Below are 19,129 nucleotides of genomic sequence, written 5' to 3'. Positions count from 1 at the left end.
TCCGCCCCGGCTTCCTGCCCAGGTTTACCGCCTCCACTCACCACGTTTTGGTCGCCCGAGACGCTGTGAAAAGCTGCGGATCCTCCCTGGTTGTGCCCCATGGCGGGCGCGGATGCACCCACAAAATCATCTGGAGAAAACCGTGCTTCCCGTCCATCCGAAAGCCCTTCTCGCGCTCGCCGACGGCACGGTCTTTACAGGCATTTCCATCGGCGCGACCGGCCAGACCACGGGCGAGGTGGTGTTCAACACCGCGCTCACCGGTTACCAGGAAATCCTCACCGATCCGAGCTATTGCCAGCAGATCGTCACGCTCACGTACCCGCACATCGGCAACACCGGCGTCAACCGTGAAGACGTGGAGGCCACGCGCGTCCACGCCGCTGGCCTGATCATCAAAGACCTGCCTCTCCTGGCGTCCAACTTCCGCAGCGAAGAGACGCTGTCGCACTACCTGCAGCGCGAAGGCACTGTGGCCATCGCCGACCTCGACACCCGCGCGCTCACGCGCCGCCTGCGCACCCATGGCGCGCAGAACGGCTGCATCCTCGCGCTGGCCCCGGGCGAGTCCATCACCGACGAGCACCGCGCCCGTGCCCTGGCCGCAGCCCAGGCCGCGCCCAACATGGCCGGCCAGGATCTGGCCAAGGTGGTGTCGGCCCGCGAACCCTACGCCTGGACCCAGACCGAATGGCAACTGGGTTTTGGCTACGGTGAGCAGATCGCGCCGAAATTCCACGTCGTCGCCTACGACTTCGGCGTCAAGCACAACATCCTGCGCATGCTGAGCGCGCGCGGTTGCAAGATCACCGTGGTGCCGGCGCAGACGCCGGCGTCCGACGTGTTCAAACTCAAACCCAGTGGCGTGTTCCTGTCCAACGGCCCGGGCGACCCGGAACCTTGCGACTACGCGATCGCCGCCACGCGCGAGATCATCGACAGCGGTGTGCCCACCTTCGGCATCTGCCTCGGCCACCAGATCATGGCGCTGGCCAGTGGCGCCAAGACCTTCAAGATGAAGTTCGGCCACCATGGTGCCAACCACCCGGTGAAGGATCTGGACAGCGGCCGCGTGAGCATCACCAGCCAGAACCACGGTTTTGCCGTGGACGAGAAAGACCTGCCCGCCACCCTGCGCGCCACCCACGTGAGCCTGTTCGACGGCACGTTGCAGGGCCTGGCCCGCACCGACCGGCCCGCGTTCTGCTTCCAGGGCCACCCGGAAGCCTCGCCCGGGCCGCACGACATCGGCTACCTGTTCGATCGCTTCATCGAGCTCATGCAGAAGCATGCCGCCGTCTGACAGCGGCCGAGCACCACCTGGAACGTCTCCATGAAACTCTTCAGTTTTCCGGTCTTCGCGATTGAAAAGGCGATTGCCAAGCGCATGCTCTCGCTGGAGCCGCCGCACCGCGACTGGTTCGCGCAGCGCTGGTCGCAAAAGCCTTACCGCAAGGCCTTTGTGGAAAACAAGGCCATGCCCCTGGTGACTTTGCTCGCCAAGGGCAAGACCTGGGACGACGAGACTTTCAACACCGAGATGGCCGCCTGGGACGCGCTGTTCTACCCGGCGGAGGTGGAGGTGCTGCGCCCGATGATCGAAGGCGACGGCCTGCTGCAGCTGATGCAGAAAAACGTGCCTGCCGAACGCGTGCAGGCGCTGCTGAACAAACTGGAAACCCAGCGCCAGGCCTGAGCCGGCGCACACCCACCGCGAACCCATGCCCAAAAGAACAGACATCCAGACCGTCCTCATCATCGGCGCCGGCCCGATCATCATCGGCCAGGCCTGTGAGTTCGACTACTCCGGCGTGCAGGCCTGCAAGGCCCTGCGCGAAGAGGGCTACAAGGTCATCCTGATCAACAGCAACCCGGCCACGATCATGACCGACCCGGCCACGGCCGACGTCACCTACATCGAACCCATCACCTGGCAGACGGTGGAGAAGATCATCGCCAAGGAGCGCCCGCTCAACGGCGGCGGCTTCGCGATCCTGCCCACCATGGGCGGCCAGACCGCGCTGAACTGCGCGCTCGACCTCTGGCACCACGGCGTGCTCGCCAAATACGACGTCGAGCTGATCGGCGCCACGCCCGAAGCCATCGACAAGGCCGAAGACCGTCTGAAGTTCAAGGACGCCATGACCAAGATCGGTCTGGGCTCCGCGCGTTCGGGCATCGCCCACAGCATGGAAGAGGCCTGGGGCGTGCAGAAGACGGTGGGCTTCCCGGTCGTGATCCGCCCGAGCTTCACGCTGGGCGGCACGGGCGGCGGCATCGCCTACAACCCGGAAGAGTTCGAGACCATCTGCAAGCGCGGCCTGGAAGCCTCGCCGACCAACGAGCTGCTGATCGAAGAGTCGCTGCTCGGCTGGAAAGAGTACGAGATGGAAGTGGTGCGCGACAAGGCGGACAACTGCATCATCATCTGCTCGATCGAGAACCTGGACCCGATGGGCGTGCACACCGGTGACTCGATCACCGTGGCCCCGGCCCAGACCCTCACCGACAAGGAATACCAGATCCTGCGCAACGCCTCGTTGGCCGTGCTGCGCGAGATCGGCGTGGACACCGGCGGCTCCAACGTGCAGTTCTCCATCAACCCGGCCGACGGCCGCATGGTGGTGATCGAGATGAACCCGCGCGTGTCGCGTTCCTCCGCACTGGCGTCCAAGGCCACGGGTTTCCCGATCGCCAAGGTGGCGGCCAAGCTGGCCGTGGGCTACACGCTGGACGAGCTGCGCAACGAGATCACCGGCGGCGCCACGCCGGCCAGCTTCGAGCCCAGCATCGACTACGTGGTGACCAAGATCCCGCGTTTTGCCTTCGAGAAGTTTCCGGCCGCCGACAGCCGCCTGACCACGCAGATGAAGAGCGTGGGCGAGGTCATGGCCATGGGCCGCACCTTCCAGGAGTCGTTCCAGAAAGCCCTGCGCGGCCTGGAAGTGGGCGTGGACGGCATGAACGAAAAAACCCAGGACCGCGAGATCCTGGAGCGCGAACTGGGCGAACCCGGCCCCGAGCGCATCTGGTACGTGGGCGACGCTTTTGCCGCCGGCTGGACCATCGACGAAGTGCACCACTTCACCAAGATCGACAAGTGGTTCCTGGTGCAGATCGAAGAGATCGTGAAGATTGAACTTGCGCTGGAAAAGACCAGCCTGGATGCGATCGACGCCGACACCCTGCGTGGGCTGAAGAAGAAGGGCTTTTCGGACCGCCGCCTGGCCAAACTGCTCAAGACCACCGATGCCGCCGTGCGCGCGCGCCGTATCGCACAGAACATCCGCCCGGTCTACAAGCGCGTGGACACCTGCGCGGCCGAGTTCGCCACCGACACCGCCTACCTGTACTCCACGTACGAGGGCAACGGCGATGGTGAGTGCGAAGCCGAGCCGACCAGCAACAAGAAGATCATGGTGCTCGGCGGCGGCCCCAACCGCATCGGCCAGGGCATCGAGTTCGACTATTGCTGCGTGCACGCCGCGCTGGCCATGCGCGAAGACGGGTACGAGACCATCATGGTCAACTGCAACCCCGAAACCGTGTCCACCGACTACGACACCTCCGACCGCCTGTACTTCGAGCCGCTGACGCTGGAAGACGTGCTGGAAATCGTGGACAAGGAAAAGCCCACCGGCGTGATCGTGCAGTACGGCGGCCAGACGCCTTTGAAGCTCGCGCTCGGCCTCGAAGCCGCGGGCGTGCCCATCATCGGCACCAGCCCCGACATGATCGACGCGGCCGAAGACCGTGAGCGTTTCCAGAAGCTGCTGCACGAACTGAAGCTGCGCCAGCCGCCCAACGCCACGGCACGCGCCGAACCCGAAGCACTGGAGAAAGCCGCTGCTCTGGGCTACCCGCTGGTGGTGCGCCCCAGCTACGTGCTGGGCGGCCGCGCGATGGAGATCGTGCACGAGCAGCGTGATCTGGAGCGCTACATGCGCGAAGCGGTCAAGGTGAGCAACGATTCGCCGGTGCTGCTGGACCGTTTCCTGAACGACGCCATTGAGTGCGACGTGGACGCGATCCGCGACCACACCGGCCGCGTCTTCATCGGCGGTGTGATGGAGCACATCGAACAGGCCGGCGTGCACAGCGGTGACTCGGCCTGTTCGCTGCCGCCGTACTACCTGAAGCAGGCCACGGTGGACGAACTCAAGCGCCAGACCGCGGCCATGGCGCAGGGCCTGAATGTGGTCGGACTGATGAACGTGCAGTTCGCCATCCAGGAGGTGGACGGCCAGGACGTGATCTACGTGCTGGAAGTGAACCCGCGCGCTTCGCGCACGGTGCCCTTCGTCTCCAAGGCCACGGGCATCCAGCTGGCCAAGGTGGCGGCGCGCTGCATGGCCGGCCAGTCGCTCGATGCCCAAGGCATCGGCGCCGAAGTGACACCACCGTACTTCAGCGTGAAAGAGGCCGTGTTCCCGTTCGTGAAGTTCCCCGGCGTGGACACCATCCTCGGTCCCGAGATGAAGTCCACCGGCGAAGTCATGGGCGTGGGCAAGACCTTCGGCGAAGCCTTCGTCAAGAGCCAGCTCGGCGCCGGCACAAAACTGCCCACTTCGGGCACGGTGTTCCTGACGGTGAAGAACAGCGACAAGCCCCGCGCCGTGGAGATTGCCCGCGAGCTGGTCGCCATGGGTTTTGAACTCGTGGCCACGCGCGGCACGGCAGCGGCCATCGCCGCGGCCGGTGTGCCGGTACAGACGGTGAACAAGGTGACCGAGGGCCGCCCGCACATCGTCGACTCGATCAAGAACCATCAGATCGCACTGGTCATCAACACGGTGGAAGAGCGCCGCAACGCCATCACCGACTCGCGCGCCATCCGCACCTCGGCGCTGCTGGCCCGTGTGACCACCTTCACGACCATCGCCGGTGCGGAAGCCGCCGTCGAGGGCATGAAGTACCTGGACAACCTGGGTGTGATTTCGGTGCAGGAAATGCACGCGCAGCTGGCGGCCTGAGCGCCATTGATCGGGGAGGGTCTTCCCCTCTTGAATGCCACGGGCATGGGCGCTAGATTGCGGCCATGCCCGTTGTTCTTTCCGCCGCCGAACCCTGTGTACGGGAATGGACCACCGTGCAGGCCAGACCGTCCGAACGGTTGGACTATTGGGTCGGTGCGATCTGCGAGGCCTTTCTGGAGATGGACTGCAGCTCGCGCCAGGCGCCCGCTTTTGAGGGCCGCCTGACCAGCGTTGGCGTGGGGCCGGTGTCATTCAACCAGGTGCAGGCGTCCACCCAGGACGTTTTCCGCACCCGCGCCGGCATCGCTCGCGGCGCACAGCATCCGTTCTATCTGATCACCCAGCGCCTCACGCCCTGGCATGTGCGCCAGGGTGGGCACGGGGTGCAGCTGCGCCCGGGCGACGGCGTGCTGGTGGACTCGGCGCAGCTCTACGAATTGCATTTTCCCGAGGCGGTGAACGGCCTGTCGATCCAGTTGCCGCGGGCCTGGGTGGGGCAGTGGTTGGCCCGGTTGGACGACCCGGCGCCGCGTGTGGTCCACCGGGACCAGGGCTGGGGCCAGGCGTTGTCGGCCTTGTCGCTGCAGTTCGCCGCCGATCCGCTGTTGTCCGCGCGGTACCCGGCAGGCCTGCTGTGCGACCAGCTGGGTGCGATGCTGGCGGCCGCGCTGGAGCCGGAACCGTCGAGGCCCACGGCGCCAGCACACGACCTGCGGCAGCGGGCGCTACGCGTGTTGCAGGATGTGCTGGACCAGCCGGGCCTCACCTCGGAGCGCGTGGCCGCGTTGCTGGGTGTTTCGGTGCGGAGCCTGCACCGCGCCTTTGCCGCCGGCGCCACCAGCTTTGCGCTCAGCCTTCGCCAACTGCGTCTGGAGCGTGCGGCGCAGTTGCTCGCTCAGCCGCGCCTGGCCCACGTCACGGTGGCCGAACTGGGGCGGCGCTGCGGCTACACCGACGCGTCCCATTTCGTGCGCGAGTTCCAGCGCCACCACCGGATCACGCCCGCGCGCTGGCGGCGCGAACGGCTGCCGCGCTGAGATCCTTCTGGCACGCATGGGCCATGTCGGTGGCACGGCTGCGCCATTGCCGTTGGTCTTCTCTGTTTACGCTCTTCGTCGGTGCTCCGGGCCTTTCCGGAGCCAACAACCCGATGGAGACACAAGATGGCAGATACCTACGTTCTGGTGCACGGCGCCTGGCACACCGGTGAACAATTGGAACCCGTTGCGAGCCACCTGCGCGCGCGTGGGCATGTGGTGCATTGCCCGACGCTGGCGGGCAACCAGCCGGGCGACGATCGGTCCGTGCTGGGCTTGAGCGAAGCGGCGCAGTCGCTGGTGGACTTCCTTGTGCAGCACGATCTGCGCGACGTGCGGCTGATGGGGCACAGCTATGGGGGCATGGTCATCAGCAAGGCCGTCGACGTGGTCCCCGAGCGCATCACGCGGCTGGTCTACTGGAACGCGTTCGTGCCGCTCAGCGGTGAGTGCCTCAACGACATGGCGCCGCCGCCATACAAGGCGCTGTTCGACGCCGTCGCTGCGGACAACGGCAACGCCGTGATGCTGCCGTACCCGATCTGGCGCGAGGTCTTCATCAACGACGCCGACGCCGCGCTGGCCCGAAGTGCCTACGAGCAGCTCAACCCGCAGCCCTACCGCACCTTTACCGAACCTGTGCGGCTGCAGACCGAACTTGCTGCCAAGCCCCTGGGCAAAAGTTACCTGCTCTGCACCGAGGACACGGCGATGCCGCACAGCATGCCCTGGCATCCCCGGTTGTCCGAACGGCTGGGCCTGTTCCGCCTGGTGGCCTGCCCGGGCAGCCACGAGTTGTGTTTCACCAACCCGCAGTTGCTGGCGCAGAAAATCGAGGAGGCCGGGCGCGACTGAACTCAGGCGAACCAGGAGATCTGGCCGGTGGCCACGTCGTGCATGGCCGAGACGATTTTCACCTTGCCATCCCTGACCTGCTGGGCGATCACATCGCTGCGGGTCAGGATCGCGGCCGCGGCGTCGCGCGCGTTCTGGTCGGCCACCTTCTGCACCAGGGCCTTGTCCTTGGAGCTGGGGACGCCCTGGTAGTTGAGCTTGTCCAGCGAAGGTCGGATGTTCGCGAGCGTGGCCGTGAGGTTGCCCAGCTTCACGTTGTCTACCGTGCCCTTGATCGCACCACAGTCCGAATGCCCGAGGATGACGATGAGCTTGGATCCCACGGCAGCGGTGGCGTATTCCAGGCTGCCGATGATGTCCGTGTTGACGAAGTTGCCCGCGATGCGAGCGGAAAAAATGTCACCGATGCGTTGATCGAACACCAGCTCGGGTGGCACGCGGCTGTCCATGCAGCCGACGACGGCTGCGAACGGGGCCTGACCCGTTGCTGTGTCCCTCACCTGTTTCAACAGGTCGCAATTGACGGTCTTTCCCGCCACGAAACGCGCATTGCCATCCTTCAGGCGTTGCAGGGCGTCATCGGGGGACAGCCCGGCCAGCGTTTCCTTGGTGAAGACAGCGCAGCTCTGCTGGGCTTGCACGGTTCCGGCGGTGGCAATGCCGGCCAGAGTGACGAGTTGTCCAATGGACTGGCGACGGTTCAGCAACATGGGTTCCTCCCGAAATGTGAAAAAGGACGCCACGATACTGGAAAAGCTGCAAACACGAAATCCCCTCAATGGGCTTGACCGTGAAGGCATAATGGGGCCCTCCACACCGCCGACCGGCAACGCTCGGCGGTTTCCTTTTGTACCCCTGCAGACCCCGTTGTTTGCGTGCTGAGACCTCCCGGAGCACTGTCATGGCCACCATTCCCATCACCAAGCGCGGCGCTGAAAAACTCAAAGACGAGTTGCAGCGTCTCAAAACCGTGGATCGCCCGTCGGTGATCGGCGCGATTGCCGAAGCCCGCGCACAAGGGGATCTGAGCGAAAACGCCGAATACGACGCGGCCAAGGATCGCCAGGGCTTCATCGAAGGCCGCATCGCCGAGATCGAAGGCAAGCTCTCTGCCGCTCAGATCATTGACCCGGCCACCGTTGACGCGGGTGGCCGCGTGGTGTTTGGCGCAACAGTGGAACTGGAAGATGAGGACAGCGGTGCCGCCATGACCTACCAGATCGTGGGTGAGGACGAAGCCGACCTGAAGCTTGGACTGGTCAACATCAGCAGCCCGATCGCGCGTGCGCTGATCGGCAAGGAAGAGGGCGACGTGGCTGAGGTGCAGGCGCCGGGTGGCACGCGGCGCTACGAAATCGTGGCCGTGCGCTACGAGTGAAGGCCGCGTGATGCAGCGGCTGGCGGTGTTTCTGGCGGCGCTCTGGTGGGGCGGCATCTCGGGCCTGAGCTTTGTGGCCGTGCCCACACTGTTCGCCAGCCTGGGCAGCCCGGCGGTGGCTGGCCCGGTGGCCGCGAAACTGTTTTCCCTGCAATGCTGGGCCGGGCTCGTGCTGGGTCTGGCCTTGCTGCTGGTGTTGCGCCGCCAGCGTTCAATGGCGCAGTTTCCGTTGGCAGGTGAAGCCATGGACCCGCAGCGTCTGGAGGCCATGCAGCGCGTGTTGACCACCATGGGGTTCGTGCTGCTGGGGATGTTGCTGGCGCTGTTGCAGGAATTCGGCGTCGCGCAGAAGATCGTCTCTGCCCGCGCCACCGGCGGCAACCTGCGCCTGTGGCACAGCGTGGGCAGCGTGATGGTGCTGGGTCAGTGGCTGTGCGCCGGGGCCGTGCTTTTACGCACGGCTAAGTAGCTCCCCCGCGCCGCCTACGGCGTCACCCCCAAGGGGGCGGCACTGGCGGCCCGGCAAAGCCGGTTCCGCGGTGCCCTGGGCCTAATGCCCCTCGCGCCGTCAAGGGGATCATTTCATGCGTTCAGCGGATTCCAGCGTGTTGACCATCAGCATGGTGATGGTCATGGGGCCCACGCCGCCGGGCACCGGGGTGATGTAGCCCGCCACTTCCTTGACACCCTCGAAGTCCACGTCGCCGCAGAGCTTGCCTTCGTCGTTGCGGTTCATGCCCACGTCGATCACCACTGCGCCGGGCTTGACCATGTCGGCCGTCAGCACGTTGCGCTTGCCGACGGCGGCGACGATGACGTCGGCCTGCAGCGTCATGGCCTTCAGGTCTTTCGTCGCGCTGTGGCAGATGGTGACGGTGGCATTTTTCTGCAGCAGCATCAGCGCCATGGGCTTGCCCACGATGTTGCTGCGCCCGATCACCACCGCGTGTTTGCCTTTCAGGTCGTAGCCGATGCTCTCCAGCATCTTCATGCAGCCATAGGGCGTGCAGGGCCAGAAGCCAGGCATGCCGGTCATGAGCGCGCCGGCGCTGGCGATGTGAAAACCGTCCACATCCTTGGCGGGAGAGATCGCCTCGATCACCTTTTGCGCATCGATGTGCGCGGGCAACGGCAGCTGCACCAGGATGCCGTGGATGGTGGCGTCGGCATTGAGCGCCTCCACGCGCGCCAGCAGTTCGGCCTCGGTCATGGTCGCGGGCCAGCGCTCCAGCACCGAGTGCATGCCGGTGTCTTCGCAGGCCTTGACCTTGTTGCGCACATAGACCTGCGAGGCCGGGTTCTCGCCCACCAGGATCACGGCCAGGCCCGGTGTGATGCCTTGGGTCTTGAGGGCGGTCACACGGGCGCTGACATCGGCGCGCAGTTGGCGGGAGAGGGCGTTGCCGTCGATCAGTTGGGCGGTCATGGTGCTGTGGGAATGGGGTTGAAACGGAAACGCCCGCCATGTGGGGGCGGGCGTTGGGGTGATGGTGTGCCGGTTCAGGCTTTTGCGGGGGTCTGTCCCAGAGCGATCTTGAGCAGGTCGGCCACGGTGTTGGCGCCCAGCTTTTCCATGATGTTGGCGCGGTGCGCCTCCACCGTCTTGATGCTGATGCCCAGATCGTCGGCGATCTGCTTATTCAGGCGCCCGGCGACGATGCGTTCGAGCACCTGGGCTTCGCGGCTGGTCAGCTTGGAGAGCAGTGCATCGCGGCTGGCGGCCTGCTGGTAGGTGGCGAAGGCGTCCTTGGCATGCTCCAGCATGCGTTCGACGAGCGCCACCAGCTGGTCTTCCTTGAACGGCTTCTGGATGAAGTCCAGCGCACCGCGCTTCATGGACTCCACCGCCATGGGCACGTCGCCGTGCCCGGTGATGAACACGATGGGCAGCGGCGACTGGCGTTCGATCAGGCGTTCCTGCAACTCCATGCCGGTCATGCCGCCCATGCGGATGTCGGCGATCAGGCAGGCCACTTCGCGAGCGTCGTAGCGGCTGAGAAAGGCTTCGGCCGATTCAAAGCAGCGAACCCGGTAGTCCTTGCCTTCGAGCAGCCATTGCAGGGAGTCTCGGACGGCTTCGTCGTCATCGACCACGTAGACGATACCTTTTTTGGGGATCAAACTCATCTGGCTCTTTCAGTGTCCGTCAACGACTGCGTGGCGGGGCTGTCCGCGCTGCCGTCTGTGCGCAGTCGCGAGACCACGGGAATCCAGAAGCTGAAGCAGCAGCCCACCACCTCTTCGCCATTGTAGATGTTCTGAACTTGCATCCTTCCGTGGTGCGACTCCACGATGCTGCGGCACAGCTTGAGGCCGATGCCCATGCCCTCGCTCTTGGTGCTGTAGAAGGCTTCGTAGATGCGCTCGATCATCTCGTCGGGCACGCCGTTGCCGGAGTCGCGCACCGAGAACTCGACCACCTCCTGGTCGTCCTGCCGGCGCGGACCCACGCGCAGTTCCACGTAGCGCTCTCCGGCCGGACGGCCGGCCTGGGCGATGGCTTCGCCGGCGTTCTTCAACAGGTTGATGAGCACTTGCTCGATCAGGATCGGGTCCACCATCAGGCTGGGTAGGCGCGCGGCCACGTAGGGCGAGAGCCGCACCTGCTGGCGGCGCAGCTCGATGTCGGCGAGTTCGATGGCGTTGCTCACCATCAGCGCGACGTCCGACGGCGTCGGGTTGGGTTCGCTGCGCTTCACGAAGGCGCGGATGCGCTGGATGATCTGGCCGGCGCGCTGGGCCTGGCGCGCGGTCTTCTCCAGCGCGCCGAGCAGTTCCTCCGGGCTGATGCGTTGTTCCTGCACGCGCGAGATCATGCCGTTGCAGTAGTTGCTGATGGCGGTCAGCGGCTGGTTGAGCTCGTGGGCCACGCTCGACGCCATTTCGCCCATGGTGATCAGGCGGCTCGCGGTCTGCGCGCGTTCGGCCTGGCGTGAGGCCTGTTCCTCCGCGTTGCGCCGCGGCGTGATGTCGCTGGCAATCACCATTTGCGCGAGCCGGCCGTCCACCCAGGTGAGGTAACGCGTGCGCACCTCCAGCCAGCGGTCGAGCTCTTCCACGAACACCTCGGCGTTCTCGGAGCCGGCGTCGGTCAGCGTGTCGGTGGGCATGCCGGCAAAGGCGTCCACCGCGTCGCCATCGTCCGGGTTGGGGGTGGGCTGCGTGCCGGCCAGATCCACCAGATGGCGGTGGCCCTGGCCGCGCGTGCCGAACCACAGGCGGTACATCTTGTTGGCGAACAGCATTTCGTCACTGCCCAGCGGCGCCACGGACACAGCCGAGTCCAGGCTCTCCAGCACGGTGGTGAAGCGCTCATACGACGCCGAGAGCTCCTCGCGGATGCGCTTGGGCTCGGTGATGTCGGTCATGGACGTCATCCAGCCGGTCTGGTGCCCCTTTGGGTCGATCAGCGGCGAGACGTACATGCGGGCATCGAAGATGCTGCCGTCGCGCCGCTGCACGCGCACCTCGAAGCCCCCCGGCGTGGAGCGGCCGTTGAGCTCGTCTTCCAGGCGCGCGGCCAGTTGGTCGTGGTCCTCGTCGGGCCAGTACGGGAAAGGCGCGGTGCGGCCCACCAGCTCGCTTTCGGTCCACCCGGTCATGGAGCAGAAGGCCGGGTTCACATAGGTGATGCGGCCTTGTATGTCGAGCGCACGCATGCCGGTGAGCATGGAGTTTTCCATCGCGCGCCGGAAGTTGGTTTCGGCCACCAGTGCCTGCTGCGCCTGCACGCGTCGGCGCGTATGGCGCCAAGTTCCCAGCAGCATCCACACGGTGAGCGCGCTCAGGGCGCCAATGACCCAGAAGAAGCCGCTGCCCACGATGTCCTGCGAGGTCCGGTAGCCCTGCGCCTTGAGGATCAACCCGTTGCCCACGGGCGAGACGGGTACCTCGTGTTCCAGCGCCTGGTTGGACCAGGGCAGCAGGCGCAGCACGGTGTTGGGGGTCTGCAGGCTGCCGGCGAGAACCCGCCCGCGGTCGTCCAGCAGCGCCACCGCGTAGCGCGCCATGATCTCGGGCGGCATGCCAAAACGCATCAGGCCGTCGATCGAGTATTCGCCCATGACCGTGCCCGCAAAACGCCCCTGCTCGCTCAGGGGCACCTGCAGCATCAGGGTGGCCGTGCGCGGGTCCTCGCCCAGTGGGCGCGAATAGATGGGTTGTCGCAGGTCGCGCGCCAGATCGAAGGAACCATCGGTTTCGTTGGGGGCGAGCGTGCTGCCGGTCGGGCGGATCAGCGACGGCGGCGCACTGGGCGACGCGTAGCCGGCCACCACGTTGCGGCGGGCATCGACCCAGCTGATCGCCAGCAGTTCGGGGAACTGGCTGATCAAGGACTCGACCTGGAACGCGAACTCTTCGGTGGAGATTTCCTTGTTGTCCACCTCGCGCGCCAGACGCATCAGCTGTTCCTGGCGCTCCAGCAGGCGCAGGCGCAGGCGCTGCTGCGCGTACTCCACATCGCGGGTGACCGCCTCCTGCTCACGCTCCAACTCTTCGTAGCGCAGGTAGGTGATGGCCACCGCAATGGCCGAGAGGAATAACAACACCGCCAGCAGGGGCGCCAGCGTGGCGAAGCGGTCTTGTCGAGAAGGGGGCAGGCGGCGCCACCAGCGCTTCCACCAGGCGGTGCTGGGTGGCCGGGGCGGGGGGCTGGGTGGATGGCTGGGCAAGGGAATCATGGGGCTTTGAGTCTACGTGAGAGCATGCCGTTGCCGGCGCGAACCGGAGGCCAGGCGTCCATCCGGGACGGCGGAAAACTGTTGGCATGGAAACCACTAATATTTCACATTGCAATAAACGAAAGCACATATTGAAATTGAAAAGGTTCTGTGGAAAAATCCGTGACACTGCGGAAGGCCCGCCTTAAGCTCAATTTCAAACCAACAGGAGACATACATGTCAGCGTCCGACGCTCCCAATGCCCGTGTTGCCGCCGATGCGGACAGCCAGGAAACCCGTGAATGGATGGAGGCGCTGGCCGCCGTGATCGAGCGGGAGGGCCCGGAGCGTGCGCACTTCCTGCTGGAGCAACTGCTGGAGGAAGCCCGCCAGCACAGCATCGACCTGCCGTTCTCGGCCAACACCGGCTACGTGAACACCATCGAGGCCGACGAAGAAGCGCGTTGCCCCGGCAATATCGAGATCGAAGAGCGCCTGCGCGCCTACATGCGCTGGAACGCCATGGCGATGGTGGTCAAGGCCAACCGCCACAACCCCGAAGACGGTGGCGATCTGGGGGGCCACATCGGTTCCTTCGCTTCGCTGGCCCACATGTTTGGCGCCGGCTTCAACCACTTCTGGCACGCCGAGAGCGAAAACCACGGTGGCGACTGCCTTTATATACAGGGCCACGTGTCGCCCGGCGTCTACGCCCGCGCCTACCTGGAAGGCCGCCTGACCGAGGAACAACTGCTGCACTTCCGCCAGGAAGTGGACGGCAAGGGACTCTCCAGCTACCCGCACCCCAAGCTGATGCCCGAGTTCTGGCAGTTCCCCACGGTGTCCATGGGCCTGGGCCCGCTGATGGCGATCTACCAGGCGCGTTTCCTGAAATACCTGCACGCCCGGGGCATTGCCAACACCGAGAACCGCAAGGTCTGGGTGTTCTGCGGTGACGGCGAGATGGACGAGGTCGAGTCGCTGGGCGCCATCAGCCTGGCCGCGCGCGAGAACCTCGACAACCTGATCTTCGTGGTGAACTGCAACCTGCAGCGCCTGGACGGCCCGGTGCGTGGCAACGGCAAGATCATCCAGGAACTCGAAGGCGAGTTCCGCGGCTCCGGCTGGAACGTGATCAAGCTGCTGTGGGGCTCCAACTGGGACCCGCTGCTGGCGCGCGACAAAGAAGGCGCCTTGCGCAAGATCATGATGGACACGGTCGATGGCGACTACCAGTCGTTCAAGGCCAACGACGGCGCCTACGTGCGCAAGCACTTCTTCGGCCGCGATCCGCGCACGCTGGAGATGGTGGCGCACCTGAGCGACGACGACATCTGGAACCTGAAGCGCGGCGGTCACGATCCGCAGAAGGTCTATGCCGCGTACCACAAGGCCGTCAACCACAAGGGCCAGCCCACCGTGCTGCTGATCAAGACCGTCAAGGGTTTTGGCATGGGCAAGTCGGGCGAAGGCAAGAACACGGTGCACCAGACCAAGAAGCTCACCGACGAAGACATCAAGATCTTCCGCGACCGCTTCAACCTGCCGATTCCCGACAGCGAACTCTCCAAGATCCCGTTCTACAAGCCGGCCGACGACACGCCGGAAATGAAGTACCTGCACGAGCGCCGCAAGGCCCTGGGCGGCTATCTGCCCAAGCGCCGCACCAAGGCCGACGAGAGCTTCACCGTGCCTTCCATCGAGACCTTCAAGGCCGTGATGGAACCCACCGCGGAAGGCCGTGAGATCAGCACCACGCAGGCCTACGTGCGCTTCCTCACGCAGCTGTTGCGCGATCAGGCCCTGGGTCCGCGCGTGGTGCCCATCCTGGTGGACGAGGCCCGCACCTTCGGCATGGAAGGCCTGTTCCGCCAGATCGGCATCTACAACCCCGCAGGCCAGCAATACACCCCGGTCGACAAGGACCAGGTCATGTACTACAAGGAAGACAAGGCCGGCCAGATCCTGCAGGAAGGCATCAACGAAGCCGGCGGCATGAGCAGCTGGATCGCCGCGGCCACGTCGTACAGCACGTCCAACCGCATCATGGTGCCGTTCTACGTGTACTACTCCATGTTCGGCTTCCAGCGCATCGGCGACCTGGCCTGGGCCGCAGGCGACATGCAGGCCCGCGGTTTCCTGCTCGGCGGCACCTCGGGGCGCACCACGCTCAACGGCGAAGGCCTGCAGCACGAAGACGGCCACAGCCACATCCTGGCCGGCACCATTCCGAACTGCGTCAGCTACGACCCGACCTTCGCGCACGAAGTCGGCGTGATCCTGCACCACGGCTTGAAGCGCATGGTGGAGAAGCAGGACAACGTTTTCTACTACCTGACCCTGCTGAACGAAAACTACGCCATGCCGGGCCTGACCGCCGGCACCGAAGACCAGATCATCAAGGGCATGTACCTGTGCAAGCCGGCCGCCGGCAAGATCACGGCCAAGACGCCGCAGGTGCAGTTGCTGGGCTCGGGAACCATCCTGCGCGAGTCGATCGCTGCCCAGGAGCTGCTGGAGAAAGACTGGGGCGTGGCCGCCAACGTGTGGAGCTGCCCGAGTTTCAACGAGCTGACCCGCGACGGCCAGGACGCCGAACGCTGGAACCTGCTGCACCCGACCGAAGCGCAGCGCGTGCCCTTTGTGACGCAGCAACTGGAGAAGCATGCCGGCCCCGTGGTCGCCTCCACCGACTACATGAAGAACTACGCCGAGCAGATCCGCCCGTTCGTGCCCAAGGGCCGTTCGTACAAGGTGCTGGGTACCGACGGTTTTGGCCGCAGCGACTTCCGCAGCAAGCTGCGTGAGCACTTCGAGATCAACCGCCACTACATCGCCATCGCCGCGCTGCGCTCGCTGGCCGATGAGGGAGCCATCCCGATGGCCAAGGTGGCTGAAGCCATTGCCAAGTACGGTATCAAGACCGACAAGATCAACCCCTTGTACGCATGAAGCTGGCCCACCCCTGCAGCGCCTGCGGCGCTACCCCCTCAAGGGGGCGAAACCAGCCGTCTGGCAAAGCCAGCCCGGCGGTTTCCCCGGTAGAAGGCATCGCAAGCGGCACACTGAACATCTGATTGGAGACAGACATGGCATTGGTAGAAGTGAAGGTCCCGGACATCGGCGACTTCGACGAAGTGGCGGTCATTGAACTGCTGGTCAAACCCGGCGACACGGTCAGGGCCGAGCAGTCGCTGATCACGGTCGAGTCCGACAAGGCCTCGATGGAAATCCCGTCCAGCACCGCTGGCGTGGTGAAAGAACTGCGCGTCGCCCTGGGCGACAAGGTGAAAGAGGGCTCGGTGGTGCTGGTGCTGGAAGCCGCTGGTGAGGCCGCTGCGCCGGCGCCTGCGGCCGCTCCGGCTGCTGCAGCGCCCGCACCGGTGGCGGCAGCCCCTGCCGCCGCACCGGCTGCCCCCGCCGCACCCGCAGCTTCAGGCCCGGTGGAAGTGCGTGTGCCCGACATCGGTGACTTCAAGGACGTCGCCGTCATCGAGGTGTTCGTCAAACCCGGCGACGCCATCAAGGTCGAGCAGAGCCTGATCACGGTCGAGTCCGACAAGGCTTCGATGGAGATTCCGTCGTCCGCCGCGGGCGTGCTCAAGGAACTCAAGGTCAAGGTTGGCGATAAGGTCAACATCGGCGACCTGCTGGCGATCCTGGAAGGTGCCGCAGGCGCTGCAGCGCCTGCACCTGCCGCCGCAGCGGCTCCGGCGGCCGCGCCAGCCGCTGCTGCCGTGGCCGCTCCTGCGGCAGCCACCGTATCGGTTGCAGCTGCACCCGCTCACAACCCCACCGGCACCCCGGCGCTGGGCCTGCCACACGCCTCGCCCTCGGTACGCAAGTTCGCCCGCGAACTCGGCGTGCCGCTGGAAGAAGTGCAAGGCAAAGGTCCCAAGGGCCGCATCACACTGGACGACGTGCAGGGCTTCACCAAGTCTGTCATGGCCGGCGCGGTGCAGACCAAGGCGCAGGCCGCCAAGGCCCCGGCTTCCGGCAGTGGCGGCGGTTCCGAGCTGGGCCTGATCCCCTGGCCCAAGGTGGACTTCGCCAAATTCGGTCCCATCGAGCGCAAGGAGATGGGCCGCATCAAGAAGATCAGCGGCGCCAACCTGCTGCGCAACGCGATCATGATTCCGGCCGTCACCAACCACGACGACGCCGACATCACCGACCTCGAAGCCTTCCGCGTCTCTACCAACAAGGAAAACGAGAAGAGCGGCGTGAAGGTGACGATGCTCGCCTTCCTGATCAAGGCCAGCGTGGCCGCGCTCAAAAAATTCCCCGAGTTCAACAGCTCGATCGATGGTGACTCGCTGGTCTACAAGCAGTACTGGCACATCGGCTTCGCAGCCGACACGCCCAACGGCCTGATGGTCCCGGTGATCAAGGACGCTGACAAGAAGGGTGTGCTGCAGATCAGCCAGGAAATGGGCGAACTCGCCAAGAAGGCGCGCGACGGCAAGTTGAGCCCGGCCGAAATGAGCGGTGCCACCTTCACCATCTCGTCGCTCGGCGGCATCGGTGGCCGTTATTTCACGCCCATCATCAACGCTCCCGAAGTCGCCATCCTCGGCGTCTGCAAGAGCAACATGGAGCCGGTGTGGGACGGCAAGGCCTTCCAGCCGCGCCTGATGCTGCCGCTGTCGCTGACCTGGGACCACCGCGTGATCGACGGTGCCGCTGCAGCGCGCTTCAACGCGTACCTCGGCCAGATCCTCGGCGACTTCCGTCGTGTTCTTCTTTAAGGAATCGCGATGGCACTGATCGATATTCAAGTTCCCGACATTGGCGACTTCGACGAAGTGGCCGTGATCGAGTTGCTGGTGAAACCCGGCAACACCGTCAAGGCCGAACAAAGCCTGATCACCGTGGAGTCCGACAAAGCCTCGATGGAGATTCCTTCGTCGCACGCCGGCGTGGTGAAAGAGCTCAAGGTTGCGCTGGGCGACAAGGTCAAACAAGGCTCAGTGGTGTTGGTGCTGGAAGGTGAGGGCGCAGTCAGCGCTCCTGCTGCGCCAGCCGCAGCCCCCACCGCTACCGCGCCGACAACTGCTGTCGCTCCAGCCGCAGCTCCTGTGGTTGCGCCCACCGCAGCCAGCTTCGGCGGCAACGCCGACATCGAGTGCGACGTGCTCGTGCTCGGCGCCGGCCCCGGCGGTTACTCGGCCGCCTTCCGGGCGGCCGACCTTGGCCTGAAGGTGGTGCTGGTCGAGCGCTACGCCCAGCTCGGTGGCGTGTGCCTGAACGTGGGCTGCATCCCGTCCAAGGCGCTGCTGCACGTGGCGGCGGTGATGGACGAAGTCAGCCACCTGGGCGACCTGGGCGTCGAGTTCGGCAAGCCCACGGTCAGCGTGGACAAGCTGCGTGGCCACAAGGAAAAGGTCATCGGCAAGCTCACCGGTGGGCTGGCCGCGATGGCCAAGATGCGCAAGGTCACCACCGTGCGCGGCTACGGCGCTTTCGTGGGCCCCAACCACGTTGAAGTGGAAGAGACAACCGGCACCGGCCAGGAAAAGACCGGCAGCAAGAAGGTCGTGGCCTTCAAGAAATGCATCATCGCCGCCGGCTCGCAGGCGGTGCGCCTGCCGTTCATGCCCGACGACCCGCGCGTGGTGGACAGCACCGGCGCACTGGCCTTGAAGGACGTGCCCAAGCGCATGCTGATTCTGGGCGGGGGCATCATCGGCCTGGAAATGGGCACGGTCTACAGCACGCTGGGTGCGCGCCTGGACGTGGTGGAAATGCTCGACGGCCTGATGCAGGGCGCCGACCGCGACCTGGTGAAGATCTGGCAGAAGATGAACGCCAAGCGCTTCGACAACATCATGCTCAAGACCAAGACGGTGGGGGCCAAGGCCACACCCGAAGGCATCGAAGTGACGTTCGCTGCAGCGGAAGAGGGCGGCACCGCGCCCGCGCCGCAGGTCTACGACCTGGTGCTACAGGCCGTGGGGCGCACGCCCAACGGCAAGAAGATCGCCGCCGACAAGGCCGGGGTGGCGGTGACCGACCGCGGCTTCATCAACGTCGACATCCAGATGCGCACCAACGTGCCGCACATCTTCGCCATCGGCGACATCGTGGGCCAACCCATGCTGGCGCACAAGGCGGTGCACGAGGCGCACGTGGCGGCCGAAGTGATCGCCGGGGAACTGCAGGGCAACAAGGAGCTGGCCGCGGCCGCCTTCAACGCCCGCGTGATCCCCAGCGTGGCCTAC

Annotated in this window: 14 protein-coding genes; 10 read left to right on the top strand and 4 right to left on the bottom strand. The window is 65.3% G+C overall.

Features of this window, described 5'->3' with window-relative positions; translation table 11 throughout:
- The first annotated feature begins 142 nt into the window (after window positions 1-142).
- The 5 genes from carA to HTA01S_RS00050 all read left to right on the top strand — a co-directional run bounded on the left by carA (window position 143) and on the right by HTA01S_RS00050 (window position 6,868).
- The gene (gene carA / locus HTA01S_RS00070; RefSeq protein ID WP_068166058.1) at window positions 143-1,303 is read left to right on the top strand and encodes a glutamine-hydrolyzing carbamoyl-phosphate synthase small subunit; all 1,161 of its coding nucleotides are present in this window, start codon (window positions 143-145) and stop codon (window positions 1,301-1,303) included.
- Window positions 1,304-1,333: 30 nt separating this feature from the next.
- Window positions 1,334-1,696, top strand: coding sequence for a hypothetical protein (locus HTA01S_RS00065; protein WP_068166056.1), 363 nt, complete (start codon window positions 1,334-1,336; stop codon window positions 1,694-1,696).
- Between the two features lie 25 nt (window positions 1,697-1,721).
- The gene (gene carB / locus HTA01S_RS00060; RefSeq protein ID WP_068166051.1) at window positions 1,722-4,973 is read left to right on the top strand and encodes a carbamoyl-phosphate synthase large subunit; all 3,252 of its coding nucleotides are present in this window, start codon (window positions 1,722-1,724) and stop codon (window positions 4,971-4,973) included.
- A 65-nt stretch (window positions 4,974-5,038) separates the two neighbouring features.
- Entirely contained in the window at window positions 5,039-6,013 is a 975-nt protein-coding gene (locus HTA01S_RS00055; RefSeq protein WP_068166049.1) for a helix-turn-helix domain-containing protein, read from the top strand.
- A gap of 126 nt (window positions 6,014-6,139) precedes the next feature.
- A complete protein-coding gene (locus HTA01S_RS00050; RefSeq protein ID WP_068166045.1) occupies window positions 6,140-6,868 on the top strand; it encodes an alpha/beta fold hydrolase in 729 nt (242 codons plus the stop codon).
- 2 nt (window positions 6,869-6,870) lie between these two features.
- Here the strand turns inward: HTA01S_RS00050 and HTA01S_RS00045 are convergent, their stop codons facing one another.
- A complete protein-coding gene (locus HTA01S_RS00045) occupies window positions 6,871-7,578 on the bottom strand; it encodes a carbonic anhydrase (RefSeq protein ID WP_068166044.1) in 708 nt (235 codons plus the stop codon).
- Between the two features lie 191 nt (window positions 7,579-7,769).
- Between HTA01S_RS00045 and greA the strand changes: the two genes are divergently transcribed.
- A complete protein-coding gene (greA, locus tag HTA01S_RS00040; RefSeq protein ID WP_068166041.1) occupies window positions 7,770-8,246 on the top strand; it encodes a transcription elongation factor GreA in 477 nt (158 codons plus the stop codon).
- A 10-nt stretch (window positions 8,247-8,256) separates the two neighbouring features.
- The gene (locus HTA01S_RS00035) at window positions 8,257-8,715 is read left to right on the top strand and encodes a DUF4149 domain-containing protein (protein ID WP_068166039.1); all 459 of its coding nucleotides are present in this window, start codon (window positions 8,257-8,259) and stop codon (window positions 8,713-8,715) included.
- A 108-nt stretch (window positions 8,716-8,823) separates the two neighbouring features.
- Here the strand turns inward: HTA01S_RS00035 and folD are convergent, their stop codons facing one another.
- From folD to HTA01S_RS00020, 3 genes are all read right to left on the bottom strand, one after another.
- Window positions 8,824-9,672 (bottom strand): bifunctional methylenetetrahydrofolate dehydrogenase/methenyltetrahydrofolate cyclohydrolase FolD, encoded by an 849-nt coding sequence (gene folD / locus HTA01S_RS00030; RefSeq protein ID WP_068166037.1) that lies wholly within the window; start codon window positions 9,670-9,672, stop codon window positions 8,824-8,826.
- Between the two features lie 74 nt (window positions 9,673-9,746).
- A complete protein-coding gene (locus tag HTA01S_RS00025; protein ID WP_068166034.1) occupies window positions 9,747-10,373 on the bottom strand; it encodes a response regulator transcription factor in 627 nt (208 codons plus the stop codon).
- Window positions 10,370-12,928: a PAS domain-containing sensor histidine kinase gene (locus tag HTA01S_RS00020; protein ID WP_068166000.1), complete on the bottom strand. Its 2,559-nt coding sequence runs from the start codon at window positions 12,926-12,928 to the stop codon at window positions 10,370-10,372. The genes HTA01S_RS00025 and HTA01S_RS00020 overlap by 4 nt, the downstream gene beginning before the upstream one ends.
- 217 nt (window positions 12,929-13,145) lie before the next feature.
- On the opposite strand from HTA01S_RS00020, the gene aceE reads away from it, so the two are divergent.
- The 3 genes from aceE to HTA01S_RS00005 all read left to right on the top strand — a co-directional run.
- The gene (gene aceE / locus HTA01S_RS00015; RefSeq protein ID WP_068165998.1) at window positions 13,146-15,860 is read left to right on the top strand and encodes a pyruvate dehydrogenase (acetyl-transferring), homodimeric type; all 2,715 of its coding nucleotides are present in this window, start codon (window positions 13,146-13,148) and stop codon (window positions 15,858-15,860) included.
- A 137-nt stretch (window positions 15,861-15,997) separates the two neighbouring features.
- Entirely contained in the window at window positions 15,998-17,656 is a 1,659-nt protein-coding gene (gene aceF / locus HTA01S_RS00010) for a dihydrolipoyllysine-residue acetyltransferase (protein WP_068165994.1), read from the top strand.
- Between the two features lie 9 nt (window positions 17,657-17,665).
- A partial coding sequence (locus tag HTA01S_RS00005; protein ID WP_068165991.1) for a dihydrolipoyl dehydrogenase family protein occupies window positions 17,666-19,129 on the top strand: 1,464 nt, incomplete at its 3' end.

Source organism: Hydrogenophaga taeniospiralis CCUG 15921, assembly GCF_001592305.1.
Taxonomy (GTDB): domain Bacteria; phylum Pseudomonadota; class Gammaproteobacteria; order Burkholderiales; family Burkholderiaceae_C; genus Hydrogenophaga; species Hydrogenophaga taeniospiralis.
This window is presented reverse-complemented; position numbering and strand designations above follow the sequence as displayed.